This is a genomic window from Alicyclobacillus fodiniaquatilis (assembly GCF_042678105.1).
Classification (GTDB): Bacteria; Bacillota; Bacilli; order Alicyclobacillales; family Alicyclobacillaceae; genus Alicyclobacillus; species Alicyclobacillus fodiniaquatilis.
On the sequence record NZ_JBHUCX010000050.1, the window covers coordinates 1 to 20,407 of the forward strand.

Genomic DNA, 20,407 nt, shown 5'->3' on the forward strand with positions numbered 1-20,407 from the left:
GGACAGATACTCAGTCAGTTAATCATATACTTTCCAGACCGAGTGGAGAACTATATCCGCTAGTTTTATCGAACGGAGTTTACACAAAATTATTGACAGACCCACAGATTTTGACGCCCATGTTCTCGGGAATTCTTCTAGGGTTCACTTACCGACATTCGGAACACACAACATCCTCAACGCGCTATCCGCATTCCTTATCGGCGTATTAAATGGACTATCACTGGTGGAGATGGCGGATCGTATTGCGACACTTGCCACATCAAATGGTCGATTGCACATGATAAACGGAAGGGATAACAGACGAATGATTGATGATTGTTTTAACGCAAGTCCAGTTTCAGTGAAAGCAAGTCTTGACGTTCTCAACGATCTCGCGGCACAAAGCACATCTGTTGCAATTCTTGGAGACATATACGAGCTAGGCGATTTTTCGGAGGAGGGGCACCGACAAATCGGACGGTATGTTGCCGAAAACGGGATCAACCATTTGATCACAATTGGCCAAATGGCTGAATGGATCGCAGATGAAGCTGCACGGACTGGGTGTGATCGAGTGACTCATTTTACTGATGTTGGAACGGCACTCGATACTATATCGGAAATCGTTGAACCCCAATCCACTGTGCTGGTAAAGGCCTCAAGGGGCATGGAATTAGAACGTGTTGTTGAACTTTTGCTGTAATTGCTGGTCCTCTGATACATGATCCTTTTGTCACAAAAAGAGACGTGTAGAAGAGGGCCTTTCCTCTGGCAATGTTGTTCAGCACACGATTGCCTCCCTCATAGATTTGTGCGCGCCAATTCAGGCATACTGTTCAGGAAAAAAGTCCAAAATGAACAGGAAGTCAAGCGGTTGCTGGGCACAGTCAAACAAATAATTCAACAAGTTCAACGACAAACACCAATACGGGGAGAGAGTGACTATGCAAAAATTGTACACGACTTCAGCAACGGTTGAGGGTGGCGGACGCAATGGCCATGTGAAATCATCGGATGGCATTTTGGATTTAGACGTGCGGATGCCGAAAGAACTTGGTGGCAGCGGCGGTGCGACCAACCCTGAACAGTTGTTTGCCGCCGGTTATGCAGCTTGTTTTGACAGTGCTGTGAACCTCGTCGCCCGGACACGCAAGATTGCTGTGCGCGATACATCAGTCACCGCAAATGTGACCATTGGTAAAGTAGAGGATGGGACTTTCGCACTCGCTGTGAGTCTAGACGTAAAGATACCAGGGGTTTCACGAGAAGCCGCACAAGAAATCGTGGAAGCTGCCCATCAAGTATGTCCGTACTCCAAAGCAACTCGCGGCAACATCGAAGTTGAATTGAGTGTGGTATGAATTAGGGTGTTACATCACAAGCGGGTTTTCCGGTTACTGGAGAACCTGCTTGTTTCACATAAGCGTTCGCAAAAGGTATTAGACCGCCCATGCGGGATGCGCCTGACACCAGCAGCATTATAAAATGTGAGTCAATCGAGACATCGCGGATAGCGTGGACCATAGCGCCGATTCACTTTTAAGGATAGCGACGGCCACTAATTTATATGAGGATTTTTGCTAAGTATCAAGAATATAGTTTTTAAGCTATTGTCTCGGAGGTGGCGCGATGTTAACCCAACATTTAAGTGTATCGCCGGTGCAATCCTTTGCAGATGAAGCAGTACATATCAAGCTGTCTGGTATGTCTTCGCATCAATCGATCACGCTGCGCCTGATATCTGCGGTTGGTCGAGATTTTTGCGTGGCGTCTCACGCAACTTTTATTACGGATGCATCAGGATGTGTGGACTTGCACGAACACGAGCCCGTTTCCGGTATGTACAAGGGAATAGACCCCATGGGATTGTTTTGGACGCAAAGGAGGACAGAGAAGGATAAAGTCCCTCAGTCTATATGGAAAACCTCCCGGCTGAACTTGTAAAGATTCCACTGGAATACATAAAGACGGCGATTGACTGGTTTCGAGATCAATCCGTGGTTCAGCGCAAGCCGGGTATCGGCATCTACGGCGGATCGCGCGGAGGAGAGCTCGCATTGCTGGTTGCATCCACATATTCCGAAATTAAAGCTGTCGTTTCGGTATGTGGCTCTGGTTTGATTATGGGAGGATATCATAAGATTCGAGACTTTCGATTTCCCGCTTGGACGTATGAAGGAACGCCTTTGCCAAATGTACGTCGAGACAATTCGCCTTTGGCGTATGGGCCCATCTCCACCGATTGGGAGGCGTTTCGAACATACCACTCGGATAACCTGAAACAAGCCACCATTCCGGTGGAACGAATTCAGGGCGCCGTGTTGATGTTCTCAGGACAAAAAGATCGTATATGGAACAGTTTCGAATTGACGAATGTGGCAATGACTCGGTTTCAAGAAAAACAGTTTCCATATCCATATGAGCACATTGTCTACCCTGACGCGGGACATCGGATTTACATCCCCTATACACCCGAGCCAATTGACCATGATCGATTTGGAGGAACATTGCAGGCAAACGCTGATGCGAGTGTTGATCACTGGAAAAGAACTGTTGATTTCTTCTCCAATCATCTTGACCATTAAACCAAGCGGTTCTATGTATATATGAACCCAATAGACCACACCAAATCTTTGACCAGCAATATGCGGTAGACTATGATAATTACGTTCGTAAGGAGGAGAAAATGTGAAACGAGACATCAGGTTCCGTTGGTTAAAGGAATGGGTTTTGCCGCTTGGAATAGGCATTGTGGTGGCATTTGGCATTAGAACTTGGGTTGTAAGCGCCGCTGTAGTACCGTCGTCCTCTATGTATCCTACAATTCCCGCAACAGAAACCCACCATGTATACATTTTGGATAATAAGCTAGCAACAGATTTTGGTCGAAAGGTTTATCGAGGGGAAGTCGTCGTATTTCACTATCCTGACGATCCAAAGGAGCTATACGTCAAACGAGTTATCGGTCTGCCCGGTGACACTGTTACAGTCACGGCAAACTCGGTTTATATAAACGGTAAAAAGCTAAAAGAGTCCAATCCTAATATCGCGAAGTCCAACCTTCCGAAGTTGGGTACTTATCATGTACCTGCAGGACACTACTTCATGTTGGGCGACAACCGTACTGTTTCACTCGACAGCCGTTATTGGATACACAAGTATGTGGCTCGCTCAGCGATTGTAGGCGAAGCCGATTTTATTTTAGCGCCAATGGGCAACATGGGTCCAATTTCACAGAGCCTAACTGCTCCATCAGGAAGGTAAACATCCGGATGCAGAAGTTCTCCATACAGAGTTTGTATCGCTGTCGGACAGAAGTGTGCAGTGCGCCTAGCTAAGCCAGGCGCAACTTGTCGGAGGAAGTTCGACCGGGGTAGGGACCAAGCCGTTCGTAGCCCGTGGGTTCGTCGATTTAGGATGCGGCTTAGGTGGGACGCCTGCAGGATCCCGTGTCGTAGTCTGAAGGACATCGTCGATGGATGGCAGCCGTGAAACGCCCGAAGCACGCGATGAGTTCCCAATCAGCCCGCTGCGTCTTCTTGCACCGTTTGGCCCGTAAACTGGCTGTTGTACAGATCAGCGTAAAAGCCATCCTGGTTTAAGAGTTCCTGGTGTTTTCCTTGCTCCACCACAGTTCCATGGTTCATGACTAGAATGAGGTCCGCATCTCGAATGGTAGACAGACGGTGAGCAATGACGAAACTAGTACGTCCTATCATCAATTCATTCATTGCCGACTGGATGTGGACTTCCGTTCTCGTGTCGACACTGCTTGTGGCTTCGTCCAAAATGAGAATCTCTGGGTCTGCCAAGATCGCACGGGCGATGGTCAAAAGCTGTCGCTGACCAAGCGAGATGTTCGATGCCTCTTCATTGAGGATGGTGTCATATCCATTAGGAAGGGTTCGGATAAAATGGTCGGCATATGCCGCTTTGGCGGCATTCACAACTTCCTCGTCAGTGGCTCCAGAACGGCCATAGGCGATGTTATCGCGGATGGTGCCATGAAACAGCCAGGTGTCCTGCAACACCATGCCTAGCATGTGACGCAGGTCATCTCTTTTCATTCGCGTGATGTCCACGCCATCGATGGTGATTTTGCCGCCATCTAATTCGTAAAACCGCATGAGTAAATTCACGATGGTCGTCTTGCCAGCACCTGTAGGACCGACGATGGCGATTGTCTGTCCCGCTTTCACATCGATATTCATGTCTTGAATCAAGGGTTCATCCTTTTTGTAACTGAACGCCACCTGTTCAAAGCGGACGTCGCCATGTGGCGACTCGATGACGGTGGAGGCAGGAGCATCCGGAGTTTCGGCGAGTTCATCCAAAAGCTCAAACACTCGCTCCGCTGACGCTACAGTGGATTGAATGACATTGGCAATACTGGACATCTGTGTGATGGGTTGGGAAAACTGCCTCGCGTACTGCAGGAACGCTTGCACGTCGCCGATGGTGATAGCGCGCCGAGTGACCATGATGCCCCCGATGATACAGACCAGGACATATCCGAGATTGCCGACAAAGTTCATCAGCGGAAAAATGATACCGGAGATAAACTGTGCTTTCCATCCAACATCGCAAAGCTGTTCATTCAGTTCTTCGAAATCATCGATGGAACGCCGTTCATGGTTGAACGCCTTGACCACGGTGTGTCCCGTGTACATCTCTTCCACATGACCGTTTAGCTGACCTAGTGTCGCCCACTGCGCTTTGAAGTACTTTTGCGACTTGGAAGCCACCGTCCTGGTGATATAGAAGCTCAGTGGCAGCGTAAGACAGATGATCAGGGTCATCTCCCAGCTGATGGTCAGCATCATCGCCGCCACGCCGATGAAGGTGATAATAGACGTGATGAGCTGAGTCAGACTCTGTTGGAGCGTATTGGCGATGTTGTCAAAATCGTTGATAAATCGGCTGAGGATCTCACCATGCGGCCGTGAATCGAAAAAGCGCAGAGGGAGATGAGAAAGTTTCTCATTTACCTCTTTGCGAAGTTCATACACGGTTCTTTGGGCCACGCCAGCCATCACGTATTGTTGAACGAAGCTAAACAGAGAACTGGCCACGTACAGAATGCCCAGAATCACCAGGATGTGCAGGATGGCGGCAAAATCGACCCCACCCCCAGGGAGATGCTTCATCTTTTTGACCGCACCGTTATACAACAGCGTGGTGGCATTGCCCATCACCTTTGGTGAAATGATGCTAAACACCGTGCTCAGCACAGCCGTTACAAAAACGATGACGATGCGAAAGGAATGCGGTTTGAAGTACCGCAGCAACCGCAGGATTGTGCCGCGGAAATCCTTCGGCTTTTGGACCACCATACCAAAGCCTGGAGGTCCACCGCCAGGACGAAAACCGCCGCCTCCCATACCGGGGCGTCTTAATCCATTGTCATTGCCAATACCTCGAGACTGTGATGAATTTCCTCGTTCCTGGTTCACGCAATCTCCTCCTCCGACAATTGAGAAGCTACGATTTCACGGTACACCGGACAATCCTCCAACAATTGTCGATGCGTTCCTGCTCCTGATATTCGACCTTCTTCCAACACCACAATCAAGTCCGCATCCATGACCGTGGTGACGCGCTGAGCCACGATGATGACGGTGGAACCAGATACATGTTCTTTCAGTGCCGAACGTAGTTTGGCGTCGGTCTTGAAATCGAGGGCAGAGAAGCTATCGTCAAAAATGTAGATCTGTGATTGCCTGACGAGCGCTCTCGCAATAGAGAGACGCTGTTTCTGGCCTCCGGAGACGTTGGTGCCTCCTTGATCGATGAGGGATTCGAAGCCGTCTTTCATCTCGCTGATGAATTCGCTTGCCTGCGCGATCTCAACGGCATGGCGGATCTCGTCATCAGTTGCGTCCTCTTTACCAAAGCGCACGTTGTCTGCAATGGACCCAGTGAAGAGGATGGCTCTTTGCGGCACGAGGCCAATTTTTGATCGCAAATCCACCTGCGGGTATTCTCGGACATCCACGCCATCGACAAGAACAGAGCCCTCTGTCACATCGTAGAACCTCGAAATCAGGCTAATCATCGTAGATTTTCCCGATCCGGTGCCCCCGATAATGGCGGTCACCTGACCAGGTTCTGCGGTGAATGAGATGTCTTCAAGAGCAGGCTTCTCGGCCCCAGGGTAGCTGAATGAGACATTCCGGAACTCGACTTTGCCTCTCTCCTCATCTGCGGCTAAAGCATGCTCTTCTTTCGAGTCTTCCTCTCTGTGCGGTGTGTCTTCTCTTTTGAAAGAATCTGATGATTGGTCGAGGTCTCGGATTTCAGGAGTGGTCCGAAGAACTTCAAAGATGCGATTTGCCGCAGCCGACGCGCGCGGAATCATGAAGAACATGGTGGATACCATCATGATCGAAAACAAGAGCTGTAGGACGTACTGTGTAAAGGCAATCAGGGATCCTACTTGCATCTGTTCATTATTAATGCGAATGCCCCCGAACCAGATAATAGCTAAGGTGGACACGTTCATGACGAGCATCAGGATGGGCATGAGCCCAGCCATAATTTTCTGAGCCCGTGTGGTGGTATTCGTTAGATCGAAATTCGCCCTGTCAAACCGATCCAATTCATAATCCGTGCGATTGAAAGACCGAACCACCCGAATGCCCGTGAGGTTTTCACGAAGGACGCGGTTGAGAACGTCAATTTTCTGCTGCATCGCTTTAAACAACGCTGCAGCTTTGGAAAAGATAGCCCAAATGATGAGTGCAATTATCGGAATGAGCACCACAACCACCAAGGACAGGTGGGCATTGGTATAGAACGCCATGATCACGCCCCCTATGAAGTTGAGAGGGGCCATAATCATCATCCGCAACATCATCGTTACCATCTGCTGCACCTGTGTGATGTCGTTGGTGGCCCTCGTGATGAGCGAGGCGGTTCCAAACTCGTCGAATTCATGGAGACTGAATGTCTCTACATGTGAAAAGAGGTTTCCACGCAACACCTTGCTGAACCGGGCCGCAGTCCGGGATGAAAGGAAACCTGCTGCGACAGAGAATACGACCGCAGCAATAGACACAATGAGCATCAATCCGCCAACTCGCCAGATGTAGCCGATATTTTCGGTGAAGACCCCTTGATCTACGATGTGTGCCATCAGTTGCGGGAGGTACAGGTTTAGCAGTGACTGTAGGAAGATGAAGACTACAATCAAAAAAACAGAGAAACGATACGGTTTTAGATACGGAAAAAGGTTTTTCACAGTTTATCATCCCCGATTGAAAATTCTGATATCTTGTCAAGTAGGTGAACAAGGTGTTCACTATCTTCTTCTCCAAGGTACTTAACGAGACCACTAAACCAAGCATGCGTTCTCTTGCGAGCAGTTTCGGTAACAGCCTCGCCAGCGTTTGTGAGCCGAACGCGAATGACGCGTTTGTCGTTCTCATCCGTTCTGCGCTCGACCATCCCCTGGGCCTCCATTCCGCTCACCTGTTGTGTAACTGTGGGTGCTCTTACACGGAGCAGGTGGCTGATCTCGGAGATCTTTAAACCACTTTCATTAGAATCCTGCCCTCTTTGAATGCAGAACAAGAGGCGAATGTCGCTCGGACGACAGCAGCTATCTTGTTGTTCCATCCATTTGAGGCGCCGAAATCGCATGAAGGACTGGAACAGCCGTTGGGAAACGGATCCGTCGTTTTCCATGGATTTGCCCTTCCTCTCATCGTAAGTGTTTGGTTACGAGTCGCTCTATCCACCATTTGCCCCGTCATCGATCCAAGGTATAAATTTTGTTAGACAAACTAATTATATATGATGACTGAATATTGGATCAATAAAAAAGTTAAATATGCTGCCAGAAAAGGATAAAGTAACTATATGACGTCGAACAGAGCATAGAATTTTTTTCAGTGTGAGGATACATTCTTGAAATGATTGGGGGCGTTACCGCGTAAAGTCTGCTACTTTAAACTGTATGAACATACAACGGTTGTTGAGTATGTGTTGTTGTACTGCGGCAGAAGAAGGCATACACTAAATATCATGCCGTTTGAATCTCAAATGTTGCTTATTGGACTGGTATTTGGCATTTATATTGGGTTGATTTTTATTACAAAAAACGGAATTAAAGTGAATGGCTCTATTCTTTTATCTGCTTGGTTGCCGTCTTTCATCATATCGATTTATTTGCCATTGACGTATGGTGTTGAAATGATGCTTGGACATCACCATTTATATGCTCCTTATCAAATATGGTTTTTTAGAAATACAGGTTACGATTTGTTCCCAATTGTTACTGGAATCACTTTGATGGCTGGATTATTCACAGGTCATAAACAGATAAGAGCAAAGAAATAATGTCGAACGAAAACTTGATTTCATCTTGAACAAAAGGGAGCAATGGCACAAGATCGACTGCTACATAAATACGAATGAATATCCAGAACGCGGTGTATATATACCGCTGGCGAAAATGTTATCTCGATCGCGAGACCGCCCGCGGGCAGGGTTTTATACAAAGAAAATCTTGCAATCCAACAAAGTGAATGGAGTTATCTTCACTAAAATGAAAAATTAATCCATTTGATACGATACCTGATTTGAGCATATGGGTAGTCAAGAATGGGCATTTTGACATATCATGACGAGGTGCCTTTTCGGCAGACATATTCTTGATACAGGTGATGAGATAATGCGAGTGGAGTTGCAAAAGTGGGTTGTGGAGAAATGTCTGAGAGAAAACCAAGCACCTTTTACCCAAGAGGCGGCCATGTTTAAATGGTCTGGAGATACGCGGGTGAAGAGCAAAAAAACAGGCCGTGTCTATCCAGTGCAAGTTGAACTTTCTGTCGAAACAGATCGGCGTCTCAATGACCAACTTTCTGCATGCCTCTGCCGTTCGGACGGCGTCCGTGTCGAAGATCTTCGGATTGTCCACATGATTCATCCTCGGCTCAGTGGCAAGGTAGCAATCACAGGTCTGCCTCCTAAAGACATTCAAGTGGATTTTTCCAAATTCCTCAAACAGATAGAACAGACGAATGACGAATAAGGCGCGCAATGGGCGCGCCCCACGCCTTTTGAAGTTTTGAAAACCATTAGAAAAGAAATGCAAGGGCAAATATCCAGGCGAACGCCAGCCACCAAAGCCACCAACCGCCATACCAACCACCCCAGCCGGGGTAGCCCCAACGCGCGGCAGGGGAATAGCCGTAACCATAGCCGCCATATGGATATCCGTAGGCAGTCAGCGCCACGTCGAGCTTTTGTTCATCAGATGCGTTGATGAGCGTTGCCGGTGCGTACTGTTGTGGAACGCGGACAAGCACACCGCGATGGTTGACCTCTTGAACAATTCCGCGATGTGTGCCCCAAGGCGTGCGAAAACGCACCCATTGCCCGACTGCGTTATTCCATTCACCACGATTTATCACGACGCGCAGCCTCCTTTCAACACAGTTCACTGCTGGTTTAGGATACGCGTTGACCAGCAGAAACGGATGAGACATTCGCCTCATTATGATAAGAGGCAGACGTCGTGTGAAAAAAGGCGCAAACGCCTGTTCCATTCTTGACTTTGTCTGTCAAAACCGCCACCGTAAAAAGAAAATGTTCAATCAGATGCCAGATGCTCGAAGGAGTCATGATTCGTGTCTAAAGGATGGACCATCGCAGATATTGAGGTACTAGACGTCGTTTCACCGCTGGAAGCCGCATCATATCAACAGTCCGCTGCAGACGGCAGCTTTGTGACAGCAGATAAAACCTTGCTTGAGGACGCGCTGTTGGCTTTGTCACTTGGGAAAAATTTGCTGTTGCGCGGCCCGACCGGATCCGGCAAGACGAAATTGGCGCAATCGCTCGCCGAGAAACTAAAGTTGCCGATGGAATCCATCAATTGCTCGGTAGATCTCGACGCCGAATCGCTCTTGGGGTTTAAAACATTGCAACTAAACGAGGGCCTCACCGAAGTGACCTATGTCGAAGGGCCTGTTGTGCGTGCCATGCGCGAAGGCCACCTTTTATATATTGACGAGATCAATATGGCCCGACCAGAAACTTTGCCGATTTTGAACGGCGTGCTCGATTATCGACGTCAGTTGACCAATCCGTTCACTGCACAGACAGTGGAGGCGCATCGGCGTTTTCGCGTCATCGCGGCCATCAACGAAGGGTACGTCGGCACCGTGCCGATGAACGAAGCGCTGAAAAATCGGTTTGTCGTCCTCGATATTCCCTATTTGACAGGGGAGGCGCTTGCCGAGTTGCTACAAGCGCAGAGCCAACTGAAGGATACAGCGTTGATTCATCAATTTGTTCGCTTTTCCGCTGATTTAATTCGAGCGACCAAAGTCGGGGAGTTGAGTGAGGAAGCCGCATCCATTCGCGCATTGCTCGACGCTTGCGATTTTGCCGCCTACATACCGCCACTGCGCGCCATTGCGCGCGCCGTTGCCGCCAAACTGACAGATGAACGGGAACAGCAAGTCGTGATGAATTTAGCGGAAACCTATTTTGCATCACACACCAAGGGTGTCACACCATGACCTTTCGCTTTCACGATACACACGCACATTGGTGGACGGAAACGCAACTGACGGATTTGTGCGTGGCTTTGTGCGGAAATCGAGACTTGCAGGTCAACTACGGCATGCATTCCACGTACGATCCCGCTCGTCCCGCAATCACCATCTCCACGTTCTGGGAGTCGTTGCCGGAAGCAGAACGGCTGCTGATCCAAAAAACAGACGTGTACCTGCGGGCAATTGGCAATACGAAGTGGACCAATCTACCCAAAATGGCCGATGCATGGCGAGCATCTGCCACCGCGCAGAGACCACAACTCATGCGCCAATTGCTGTGCATGGCCGAAGATGCGCGTCTAGCCGCGCGTGTCGTCGCACAGCGCCCTGGCACGGCAAACGCCTTTGCCGCGCGCGTCTCCGCATATGCCAGGCTGTTTGCCAACAACGCGGCACAGCATGCGCACACAAAAAAATGGGCGGACATTGTCCTTGGCGAGGTATACGCCTGTCTTGGCAAACTACATACACCAACGTTCTCCCTCGATGAAGTGGGAATGGGCCACATAGAGGAAGTAATAAGGCGATTTTGCGCAAAAATTGCTGTAGCCCTTGAGACGGTAGACGTGATCGACGCCACATATGCCTTCCTCACTGAAGTGTCTCCACAATTGGGTGACGCGCCCGACGCGAGCTATCATCTATTTTCCTTTGACGCTGACGGCATACAAGCTGTAGTGGACGATGCGGAACACAGCGTGACGGGACAGGTGCAAAAACCACAAGAGACATGCGCACAAGCGTCTCCAGAGGAAAGGCAAGAACGCGAACAAATGGAAATTTGGACACAGCCGCAAAAAACCAACGCGATTGGCGCGCTGTCGATGGATTTGCAGCAAGCGCCGACCAGTCCGACATTTGGTGGGCAGGTGCGCGAGGCCGACGATGATCCCGATGCGCTGGAGACTAGAAGAGGCCACAGTCAAGGTGGTCAACGCGAAGATGTGGGCGAACAAGACGAGCAAACGAGCTTGCACATCGGAGGCGCAGCAAACGAACAGGCGAGCAGTGTCAAAGATGTCATCGAGATCGATAGACCACCTCTGACACACCAAGAAACTGAAAAAGTGCTGGTGTGGCAAAAAGAAGTGCAATCGAGCAAAGCAAAACTTATAAAACTGTTCGATCAACTATGGTTACATCGCATGCAAGCGAAACAGTCTGATACGCGCTATGGTCGCCTTGGCAAACAATTGACCCGCGTATTGACCGACCATTCACCGCGGTTGTTTTATCACAAATCAAGTAAAGACAAACCGTTTGATGCGGCTGTTCAGCTGTTGGTCGACTGTTCTGGGTCGATGTATGAAAAACTGGAACCGTTAAAACCGCTGATTTATTTATTTCACGATACGTTCCGGCAATTGCAGTTGGCCCACAGTATCACGGGCTTTTGGGAGGATACGGTCGATACGACGTTGATGGCGCAAAGTAAAGGCATGACACATCTGTTACATGTGGTGACGTGGCAAGAGGCAGCGGCGCAGAATGCAGCGGGTTATATTGACAGACTCACACCACAGTTGGACAACCGCGATGGATATGCCATACGTCATGTCGGGCAACGTCTGTTGCGACGCCCGGAGCGCCAAAAGTGGCTGTTGGTGATTTCCGATGGGGAACCTGCTGCCGAGGACTATCGCGATGCGATTGTCGATACCAAAAACGCCGTGCGCTGGTTGACGAAAAACGGCGCGCATGTCCTACACATCTGTTTGACCGACGCAGCTGATGAGCAACAAGCGACTAGAATCCGGCAAATATACGGGACAGGGGCCGTGATTGTGCCAGGGTTAGACAGACTTGCGTCTGCCTTAGAGAACGTCTTCCTGACACTGCTCAAACGGACAGCCAACATTTGACCGTCCGTTTGAGCAGCGATTAGGTCGACGACATGCGCAAGATGTCATCTACATAGGTCGTGGAGTGGTTGTAGGCGTAAATCGCATGGTATGGATCCAGCGAGAAACCTTGTGCGGCCAGCATGTGCGCTGTCGAATAAATGGCATCGTAGACGTTGTAAATGCTCGCGACGCGATGACCGGGTGCTGGGACCCCATAAATTGCGAATGTCGATGGCATGAACTGCATGGGACCGAGCGCGCCGACATAGCTGACAAGCGTGCCTGTCGTATCAAAATCAGTCTCCTCTTTGTGAATGGCTGCCAATACGGTCCATGGGATGTTGTATTTTTGACCTGCAGCCTTATAGACGGGAATAAGTGAGGAGGGGGCCGCTTGAATCAGCTTTTCACTCGCTGTGCTCGGATGATAAACCGGCCTTGGTGAATCGATGCTCAGTTTTTGACCGACGTGCAAAAATGCGGACTGAAGGTGGTTATCTGCGGTCAATTGCGCAATGGAAACACCATATTCAGTTGATATTTTCCATAGAGAATCGCCAGTTTGAACTGTATATATGAGCGTCGCAGTTGAGCTGTGCGCCTGCGTCGTCGTTTTCACCTGTACGTGCGTGTCAGTCGGAATGCGTAAGGGTTGTCCAATTTGTAAGATGGTGCTTTGCAGATGATTTGTGCTTTCAATGTTTGCCACAGTCGTCCGATACATCTGAGCGAGTTCCCAAAGACTTTGGCCAGCTCGTACGCTCACGTAAATCATTGGAGATGATTTGTGCGCTGTGTGAACAGGCGCTTTCACGATGGGCCGTTTCTTTTCGTGAGGCAATTGCGTCAAATTTGCAACTGGTTGTACATCGACATGAGGCATCGATGACGGTTTCGTCGCTTTTCCATCATCTTGATGTGGATCAGACGAAGCGCCAACTCCAGCACTCACCACCGGTTGAGACGTGCTTTGAACGTGATACTCGTCACGAGATGAAGCGCTTCGGCCGGTCCACAACGTGCCGCCCCATAGATAGGTAAAAGCTACAAACGCTAGGCCAAAGAGAAGTACGGTCGCGAGTCCGATACGAACCTGCCTTATCACATACATCTTCCTTTCCCGACAGCGGCCTTTGGCGGCGGGATCGAAAAACGGATGCCTTTTTTTCGATCCCGCCTTGTAAGCTTGTCTAAAGAAGATGTACGCGCGACCTTGGACAAACATTCCTCACATTTGTCGAACAATATCAAGCTTGTCCGCCAACATACCCCTGATGCCTGCCACATACAATCTTTAATGGGTCACCTGCCCATAGGTGAATCGTCCTGTTTTATGAAGAAAGGGAGTGAACGACTTATGTGGCAACTCTGGCTATCAGGCCTCATTGGTATCTGGTTTATCATTTCTCCATGGGTGTACGGTTTCGGCAGCAGTACAGGTGCAACGTTGAATAGCATTATTCTCGGCGCAATCGTGTTGATTTTAGCGGTTTGGCTGCTTGTGCAAAAAAAGAACAAATCATAGACTATCACTTTTCTTTATTTCGCAGAAACGCGAGGAACACCCATAACGTGACAGGGACCCAAAAAAATCCGCCATGATGGCGGATTTTTTATTGGTTAGAAGTGGTACAGGCTGTATGATGTGACGGGAAGACCGTCCTGCGTGCATCCGAGCCTACCACTGATGCTATGCTTAAAGCACACTTACTTCTGATTGGGCTTTGTATCGACCCAAGATTGAATCAGTGCCAACTGTTGTTTTGATGCTGTACATACTTGATACAAATATCTGCATTTATTTTGATAAAGAAGCGCTCTGAGGCATTATTCGGATGTGTGTGTTTCACACCGGCGAAATTGAATGAAAAGCAAGCCTAGGGAATCACGATGGAGAACGCCCCAACAGAGGATACGAGAGGGGCGTTCGAGACTAAGCACTGCGATATTTGCTCAGGCGGAAAGATGGCACAACTCAATGGCATCCAGCAAAACACCTGCAAAATGCTCTGCTGTAAGCGGACAAAACTCCAATTCCACAGCATCTGTCTCCAAATTGACAAATTGGATGATATACGAACATCCATGCCCGCATTGGACATGTTGTGGAAATTCAGCATGCTCCATACCGACGATACGAACGTGATAATTCTTCAATTTAACACCTCTGTTTGCAACCAAATGCAGATTTTCCCCAGCTTGTGCCTGATGCGCACATTTGAAGATGATCTCAGTATTTCTCATATAACCATTGTCGCAAACGCTGCATACAATGAACCAAAAAAATCGATCCTGTACGTCGAGCATGTGCTAATCCTCCCCCATCTGTGGTCAAGCGCCTGCGGATGGGGGTTTAAATAGATTTTTCATCGCCAGAACAATGTTTGCAAACATTTCCGAACACACGATAAAATAAGTAATTGGAGGTGGTTGCAAGTGGTCAAAAGTATTCGTGATACGACTATTTTAAATAATGGTGTACATATGCCTTGGTTCGGTCTTGGTGTTTATAAAGCAAAGGCCGGCAAGGAAGTGGAAAATGCGGTTCATCACGCCATTGAGCTTGGCTATCGCAGCATCGATACAGCCGCGCTTTACGAAAATGAAGCCAGCGTGGGACAAGCCGTTCGTTCATCTGGGCTTAAGCGTGAAGAAATCTTTTTGACAACGAAAGTCTGGAACACGGATCAGGGATTCGAAAACACGCTGCGCGCATTTGAGACAAGCCGGAAGAAGCTCAATGTGGACTATGTGGATCTTTATTTGATCCACTGGCCAGGGCGCGACAAGTTCAAGGACACCTGGCGCGCTTTAGAAAAACTGTACAGAGAAAAGTATATCCGCGCCATTGGCGTCAGCAATTTTGATGTTCATCACTTGCAGACATTGGCGGAGGATGCAGAATTTACACCTGCGGTCAATCAGGTTGAATATCACCCGCGGCTGACACAGAAAGCGGTGCACCAGTACTGTAAGGAACAAAAAATTCAACTGGAGGCGTGGGGGCCGTTGATGCGGGGCAGAATTTTGGATCATCCGCTGCTTGTGGAACTTGCCGCGAAATACGGCAAAACGCCGGCGCAAATTGTTCTGCGATGGGATTTGGACACAGAAGTTGTAACCATCCCTAAATCGGTCCATCGGGATCGCCTTGAGGAGAACGCGAATGTGTTTGATTTTACATTGTCCCAAGCAGATATCGAACGAATTCGCGATTTGAATCAAGACGAGAGAACTGGTTTTGATCCAAACGAATTCTTGTTTTAAGTTGGCGAGTCTCAAATTCAAAACGGGTCGCGCGCTCCACGCTCCACGGAGACGGACCCGTTTTTGAATTGTTTCAAGCCTGTGATACCCCAACCGCAGTGGCCTGTAAAAAATTATTTTCCTTTGGACGGCGCGTTTGCCTGAAACGTGGGTGGTTGATGAGCATGTGCCTTGACTTCTTCCACCCGGCTGCTGTCGCCAGTTTGCGAACTGGTACTCCGCCGGTTTGCCTTTGGATAATTGTACGTTTTGCTGTTGCCCATGAACAATCCCCCCTCACGAGTAAGATGCCCATCGTTTTGGTTCGCATGATTGGCAAACGGTGACGTTTTCGCAAGTACAAAGTGCATCTTCGGCGGTCACCAAAGATGTGCATAGCTGCAGATTGAACAACAGACACTACTTGCGGGTGGTGACGACAATGAAAACATTGGATAAACTGCTGTATGTATCTGTACTCGGCGGTTTAGTGGTAATTGGCCTATTGTATCTGTTGGTTGCAACACACCACTTGTGGTAAGCATTTGGGCAAAATGCATGGTCAACAGGGTACTGGCAGTGCCTTGCCGGTTTGCAGGATAATAAGGGCGAGCATAGCCGGAGGTGCCTTGAAATGTATGAATTTATTGTTGAGGAAGCGCAGGCGGGCAGAAAGCTGTCTTCGCTTTTGGGAACCACACATGGCATGTCAAGGAAGTTCATCCGCCGTGTCATTCAAGAAAACGGCATTTCTCGCAATGGGCAGCCTGTCTTGTTGTCTGCCATTGTGGAAGAAGGGGACCGTATCCAGGTCCAATTTCCTGTTGAATCTTCCTCTGTTCAACCAGAGAAGATGCCCATTCAAATTTGTTACGAAGATGCGAATGTCCTTGTAGTCAATAAACCGGCAGGCATCCTCACACATCCTTCCGCCAAGGAAAAAACGGGGTCCCTTTTAGCGGGAGTCGCCCATTATTTGGCGCCTGCTGGTTTGATTCCCCATTCGGTGCATCGGCTTGACAAATTCACTTCTGGCGCCATTTTATATGCCAAACACGCACATGCACACCATTTGCTGGATGTGGCCATGCGCTCAAATCTGGTACACCGTCAATATGTGGCGCTCGCCTACACCCCCAGCGATGTCCCCATCGGATCGTGGCATACTTTAGAGGATTACATCGCGCAAGATCCGAATAAACCCTCGCGGCGGATCATCGGAAACAGCGACAATGGTCAGTTGGCCATCACCCATATGCAGGCCATTGCGCGCATGGGGGACGTCTGTGTCTACCGCTTCCGCCTCGAAACCGGGCGCACACACCAGATTCGGCTGCAAATGGCCTCACGCGGATTGCCACTTGTGGGCGATCGCGATTATACATACGACTACAGCGGGCTGCCTGGGAATCGATCGACGCGTTATTGTGAAAAGATGCTGCCGCATCAGGCGCTGCACGCTTATCAATTGACTTGGCAAGCAAAAAACATGACCGAACCGATCTGTGTCTATGCAAAACCTGCGGAGGATTTAGAAGAGATCTGGGCACTGATTGGCGCAAAAGCGACCTTGCATCAATTGTTAGAGGACAACGCCGATACACTGTAATGGCAGCGGCGCAGATTTTTGTTAAACTAGTTTGCGTGTGGAATTTTATTTTCGCTGCGGCATAAGGAGTGATGATGTGACCGCTTATAAGCATCTGCAAACATTGAAAGAGCTTGTCACGCTCCATGGTGGTCCAGGATTTGAACATGATGTCCGCGCGCGCATCCAACAGGCGTTTGGCGAGTACACAAGCGATTTGCGTGTCGATACTCTGGGCAATCTCATTGGCCTCGTGCAAGGTTCTGGTGAACAACGCCGTCCGCGCATTTTGTTGTCGGCGCACATGGACGAAATCGCTTTGGTCGTCACCCGTATTGAAGAAGGCGGCTTTCTTCGCGTAACCCAAGCAGGCGGATTTGATCCGCGGACATTGGTTGGCCAGGAAGTCTATGTACATACACAATCCGGACGGCTCTTTGGCATCGTCGGTTCCAAACCGCCGCATTTGACAGCCCCTGAAGAACGAGGGAAAGCAGCGCCTTTAGAAGATTTGTTCATCGATTTGGCGTCGTCGGAAGCGAAAGTCCGCGAACAAGTTCAAATTGGCGACAGGGTGACCTTGGCGCGCGAAGTGTACGATTTGCGCAATGATCGCCTGGCGGGCAAGTCGCTGGACAATCGCACAAGCGTGGCCATTATATTGGAAACTTTAGAGGTGCTTCGCAAACTTCATCATGTTGCAGACGTATACGTGATGGCCAGCGTGCAAGAGGAAGTTGGCGTGCGTGGCGCGGCGACGGCTGCCTATGGCATCCAGCCGGATATCGCCATTGCCATCGATGTGACATTTGGCGATTTTCCAGGCCAAGCTGCAGATGAGGGGTTTACACTGGATGGCGGTCCGGCCATTTCGTTTGGTCCCAACTTGCATATGAAGGTGTTCCGTCATTTGACAGCAGTCGCCGAAAGGGAGAATATCCCTTATCAAATTGAGTTGTCGCAAGGGCCGGTCGGCGCAGATGCCCGCGCATTCCAAATTGCCCGCGCAGGCATTGCGAGCGCGTTGATTGGCATTCCCCTTCGCTATATGCACACTTCGGTCGAAACTGGCGCGTACCGCGACATCGCGGCCTGTGGACGCCTATTGGCGCAATACATCAGCGACGTCGACGCGGCAACGGTGGAGGACTTGTCATGTTATTAAAGAAACTGTCAGAAGCAATGGGCCCATCTGGTTTTGAGGACGAGATTCGCGATGTCATTCGCCAAGAACTCTCGACGTTCACCGATGCTACGCGCACAGATGTTTTGGGCAACGTCATCGTCGAAAAACCATCCAGCACAAAAGGGCCTCGCGTGATGCTCGACGCACATATGGACGAAGTCGGCCTGATGATTGTGCAAATTTGTGAAGGGCGCCAGGATGGCGGTTTGCTCAAATTCCGTCCACTTGGCGGCATTGACCCGCGCGTGCTAATTTCCAAACCGCTCTACATCGGCAAAGAGCGAATTCCCGGCGTCATCGGCGCCAAGCCGATTCATCTGCAGGAAGCCGCAGAACGTGGCAAACCGCTGAAAATGGAACAGTTGTACATAGACATTGGCGCGAAGGATGCGGCAGATGCGCGCCAAGTCGTACGACCTGGCGATGTTGCGATATTCGCTACCAAGTATGGCGAAATGGGCGATCACGCCGTCAAAGGAAAATCATTTGACGACAGAGTGGGTTGCGCATTGCTCGTCGAGGCGCTGAAAGACGACTATGCCATGCCCGTCATCGGCGCATTCACGGTGCAGGAAGAAATCGGCTTGCGCGGTGCACAAACTGCCGCATATGGCATTGAACCAGACATCGCCATCGCGTTGGAGGGGACGGTTTGCTTTGACGTGATCGGCGCGGCCAGTCACGGCCAATCAACCGTGATGGGCAACGGGCCAGCGCTCACCATTCAAGATGGGCAGACGATTGCCGACCGACGTTTTCTCGATTTCATGATTGAGGTGGCGAAGAAACACGACATTCCCTATCAATTGCGCCGCGTCAAAGGTGGCAGCAACGATTACGGCGCCATCCACAAAGTCCGCGCCGGTGTGACGGGCGGCGCCATTTCGGTGCCGGTTCGCTATATTCACGCACCTGCGCAAATCGTTTCCCTGGATGATTACGAGCAGTCCTTGCGTTTGCTCAAAGCTGTCTTGCGAGAAATTGAACAAGGAGGATTCACGGCATGAAATCGCTGATTTTGCGTCTTGCAAACGAGATTGCCCCATCTGGGTCGGAGCGGAATTTACAGGCGTTGTTGCTCGAAGAAGTGAAGGATGTCGCCGATGAGACGCGCATTGACACCCTCGGCAATGGCATCGCCACCAAACATGGAGAAGGCCCGCACATCCTGTTGGCCGCGCATGCCGATGAAACAGGCGTGATGATTGTCGATATCGACGAAAAAGGGTTCTTGCGCCTGATTTCTGTCGGCAACGTGGACCCTCGCACACTCGTGCATCGCCAGGTGCAATTTGTCGGTGGCGTGACAGGATTGATTCAGTTGGAAGAGGACATCAAACTGGCCGACGCCACGTTCGATCACCTCTTTGTCGACATTGGCGCAACGTCGCAGGCGGAAGCGCTCGCGCGCGTTCATGTCGGCTTGGCTGGCGTGGTTTTGGCGCCTGTCATAGAACTGAGCGATACGCGCCTAGCGGGACGGGCGCTCGACAACCGCGTTGGCTGTGCCATCGCCATCACCGCTTTTCGCGAACTGGCAAAACAAAATCGCCATGTCACCCTGGTCTTTACGGCCCAAGGTGAGGTGGGCGGACGCGGTGCGCGCACCACTGCTTACCAAATCCAGCCTGACCTAGCGCTCATCATCGATGCGGCGCCTGCCTGTGACGTGCCTGGCGGCAAACGCACGGCGCTGTCCCTCGGCCAAGGTGCAGCCATCAAAATCATGGATGGCACAGCCATTGTGCCACTGGAAGTCAAGAACCATCTGATTCAGACGGCGAAAGAGCTGAATCTTTCCACTCAGTACGAAGTGTGGCCGCGCGGCCAGTCTGATGCTGGCGCCATCCAACTGTCAGTCGATGGCATTGCCATCGGCGGCGTTTCTTATCCGGCGCGGTTTGTAGGCGGAAATTCCACTGTTGTCGATCTCGCCGATGTCAACGACGCCTTGAAACTCGTGGTGGCAGCGGCAGGCTCATACGAGGCGTAAATT

Annotated in this window: 22 protein-coding genes; 15 read left to right on the forward strand and 7 right to left on the reverse strand. The window is 50.1% G+C overall.

The annotated features are described in order from the left end of the window. The first annotated feature begins 232 nt into the window (after positions 1 to 232). From ACFSB2_RS16550 to lepB, 5 genes are all read left to right on the forward strand, one after another. Entirely contained in the window at positions 233 to 685 is a 453-nt protein-coding gene (locus tag ACFSB2_RS16550; RefSeq protein WP_377944210.1) for a glutamate ligase domain-containing protein, read from the forward strand. Between the two features lie 241 nt (positions 686 to 926). After that, positions 927 to 1,343, forward strand: coding sequence for an organic hydroperoxide resistance protein (locus ACFSB2_RS16555; RefSeq protein WP_377944211.1), 417 nt, complete (start codon positions 927 to 929; stop codon positions 1,341 to 1,343). A gap of 268 nt (positions 1,344 to 1,611) precedes the next feature. Beyond that, entirely contained in the window at positions 1,612 to 1,926 is a 315-nt protein-coding gene (locus ACFSB2_RS16560; protein ID WP_377944212.1) for an acyl-CoA thioesterase/BAAT N-terminal domain-containing protein, read from the forward strand. Then, positions 1,899 to 2,567 (forward strand): acyl-CoA thioester hydrolase/BAAT C-terminal domain-containing protein, encoded by a 669-nt coding sequence (locus tag ACFSB2_RS16565; RefSeq protein ID WP_377944213.1) that lies wholly within the window; start codon positions 1,899 to 1,901, stop codon positions 2,565 to 2,567. Before ACFSB2_RS16560 ends, ACFSB2_RS16565 begins: the two co-directional genes overlap by 28 nt. A 103-nt stretch (positions 2,568 to 2,670) precedes the next feature. Next, positions 2,671 to 3,246 (forward strand): signal peptidase I, encoded by a 576-nt coding sequence (lepB, locus tag ACFSB2_RS16570; protein WP_377944214.1) that lies wholly within the window; start codon positions 2,671 to 2,673, stop codon positions 3,244 to 3,246. Between the two features lie 257 nt (positions 3,247 to 3,503). Here the strand turns inward: lepB and ACFSB2_RS16575 are convergent, their stop codons facing one another. The 3 genes from ACFSB2_RS16575 to ACFSB2_RS16585 all read right to left on the reverse strand — a co-directional run bounded on the left by ACFSB2_RS16575 (position 3,504) and on the right by ACFSB2_RS16585 (position 7,668). Next, the gene (locus ACFSB2_RS16575) at positions 3,504 to 5,363 is read right to left on the reverse strand and encodes an ABC transporter ATP-binding protein (protein WP_377944245.1); all 1,860 of its coding nucleotides are present in this window, start codon (positions 5,361 to 5,363) and stop codon (positions 3,504 to 3,506) included. Between the two features lie 68 nt (positions 5,364 to 5,431). Further along, positions 5,432 to 7,222, reverse strand: a complete 1,791-nt coding sequence (locus ACFSB2_RS16580) for an ABC transporter ATP-binding protein (RefSeq protein WP_377944215.1) — start codon at positions 7,220 to 7,222, stop codon at positions 5,432 to 5,434. Further along, positions 7,219 to 7,668 (reverse strand): MarR family winged helix-turn-helix transcriptional regulator, encoded by a 450-nt coding sequence (locus tag ACFSB2_RS16585; RefSeq protein ID WP_377944216.1) that lies wholly within the window; start codon positions 7,666 to 7,668, stop codon positions 7,219 to 7,221. Before ACFSB2_RS16585 ends, ACFSB2_RS16580 begins: the two co-directional genes overlap by 4 nt. A gap of 231 nt (positions 7,669 to 7,899) precedes the next feature. On the opposite strand from ACFSB2_RS16585, the gene ACFSB2_RS16590 reads away from it, so the two are divergent. Further along, the gene (locus ACFSB2_RS16590; protein ID WP_377944217.1) at positions 7,900 to 8,322 is read left to right on the forward strand and encodes a hypothetical protein; all 423 of its coding nucleotides are present in this window, start codon (positions 7,900 to 7,902) and stop codon (positions 8,320 to 8,322) included. 334 nt (positions 8,323 to 8,656) lie between these two features. After that, the gene (locus ACFSB2_RS16595) at positions 8,657 to 9,016 is read left to right on the forward strand and encodes a hypothetical protein (RefSeq protein WP_377944218.1); all 360 of its coding nucleotides are present in this window, start codon (positions 8,657 to 8,659) and stop codon (positions 9,014 to 9,016) included. A 46-nt stretch (positions 9,017 to 9,062) separates the two neighbouring features. On the opposite strand, the gene ACFSB2_RS16600 is transcribed toward ACFSB2_RS16595, so the two are convergent. Beyond that, on the reverse strand, positions 9,063 to 9,398 hold the full coding sequence (locus ACFSB2_RS16600; protein ID WP_377944219.1) for a hypothetical protein: 336 nt from the start codon (positions 9,396 to 9,398) through the stop codon (positions 9,063 to 9,065). Between the two features lie 270 nt (positions 9,399 to 9,668). Between ACFSB2_RS16600 and ACFSB2_RS16605 the strand changes: the two genes are divergently transcribed. Together ACFSB2_RS16605 and ACFSB2_RS16610 are read left to right on the forward strand one after the other, a co-directional pair. Further along, on the forward strand, positions 9,669 to 10,511 hold the full coding sequence (locus tag ACFSB2_RS16605) for an ATP-binding protein (RefSeq protein ID WP_377944246.1): 843 nt from the start codon (positions 9,669 to 9,671) through the stop codon (positions 10,509 to 10,511). Further along, positions 10,508 to 12,409, forward strand: coding sequence for a cobaltochelatase CobT-related protein (locus tag ACFSB2_RS16610; protein WP_377944220.1), 1,902 nt, complete (start codon positions 10,508 to 10,510; stop codon positions 12,407 to 12,409). The genes ACFSB2_RS16605 and ACFSB2_RS16610 overlap by 4 nt, the downstream gene beginning before the upstream one ends. Before the next feature lie 19 nt (positions 12,410 to 12,428). Here the strand turns inward: ACFSB2_RS16610 and ACFSB2_RS16615 are convergent, their stop codons facing one another. Beyond that, the gene (locus ACFSB2_RS16615) at positions 12,429 to 13,496 is read right to left on the reverse strand and encodes a lytic transglycosylase domain-containing protein (RefSeq protein ID WP_377944221.1); all 1,068 of its coding nucleotides are present in this window, start codon (positions 13,494 to 13,496) and stop codon (positions 12,429 to 12,431) included. 252 nt (positions 13,497 to 13,748) lie between these two features. Here ACFSB2_RS16615 and ACFSB2_RS16620 point away from each other — a divergent pair, with 252 nt between their 5' ends. Beyond that, positions 13,749 to 13,916, forward strand: a complete 168-nt coding sequence (locus ACFSB2_RS16620) for an SPW repeat protein (RefSeq protein ID WP_377944222.1) — start codon at positions 13,749 to 13,751, stop codon at positions 13,914 to 13,916. 428 nt (positions 13,917 to 14,344) lie between these two features. Here ACFSB2_RS16620 and ACFSB2_RS16625 read toward each other — a convergent pair whose 3' ends face one another. Next, the gene (locus ACFSB2_RS16625; protein WP_377944223.1) at positions 14,345 to 14,698 is read right to left on the reverse strand and encodes a hypothetical protein; all 354 of its coding nucleotides are present in this window, start codon (positions 14,696 to 14,698) and stop codon (positions 14,345 to 14,347) included. Positions 14,699 to 14,827: 129 nt separating this feature from the next. Between ACFSB2_RS16625 and ACFSB2_RS16630 the strand changes: the two genes are divergently transcribed. Further along, complete coding sequence (locus ACFSB2_RS16630) at positions 14,828 to 15,658, forward strand: aldo/keto reductase (RefSeq protein WP_377944224.1); 831 nt, start codon at positions 14,828 to 14,830, stop codon at positions 15,656 to 15,658. 113 nt (positions 15,659 to 15,771) lie between these two features. Here the strand turns inward: ACFSB2_RS16630 and ACFSB2_RS16635 are convergent, their stop codons facing one another. Then, entirely contained in the window at positions 15,772 to 15,921 is a 150-nt protein-coding gene (locus tag ACFSB2_RS16635) for a hypothetical protein (RefSeq protein ID WP_377944225.1), read from the reverse strand. 350 nt (positions 15,922 to 16,271) lie between these two features. Here ACFSB2_RS16635 and ACFSB2_RS16640 point away from each other — a divergent pair, with 350 nt between their 5' ends. The 4 genes from ACFSB2_RS16640 to ACFSB2_RS16655 all read left to right on the forward strand — a co-directional run bounded on the left by ACFSB2_RS16640 (position 16,272) and on the right by ACFSB2_RS16655 (position 20,404). Continuing rightward, entirely contained in the window at positions 16,272 to 17,246 is a 975-nt protein-coding gene (locus ACFSB2_RS16640) for an RluA family pseudouridine synthase (RefSeq protein WP_377944226.1), read from the forward strand. Positions 17,247 to 17,322: 76 nt separating this feature from the next. After that, entirely contained in the window at positions 17,323 to 18,390 is a 1,068-nt protein-coding gene (locus tag ACFSB2_RS16645) for a M42 family metallopeptidase (RefSeq protein WP_377944227.1), read from the forward strand. Beyond that, on the forward strand, positions 18,381 to 19,418 hold the full coding sequence (locus ACFSB2_RS16650) for a M42 family metallopeptidase (protein ID WP_377944228.1): 1,038 nt from the start codon (positions 18,381 to 18,383) through the stop codon (positions 19,416 to 19,418). The genes ACFSB2_RS16645 and ACFSB2_RS16650 overlap by 10 nt, the downstream gene beginning before the upstream one ends. Continuing rightward, positions 19,415 to 20,404, forward strand: coding sequence for a zinc-binding metallopeptidase family protein (locus ACFSB2_RS16655; protein ID WP_377944229.1), 990 nt, complete (start codon positions 19,415 to 19,417; stop codon positions 20,402 to 20,404). The genes ACFSB2_RS16650 and ACFSB2_RS16655 overlap by 4 nt, the downstream gene beginning before the upstream one ends. Positions 20,405 to 20,407 lie beyond the last annotated feature (3 nt).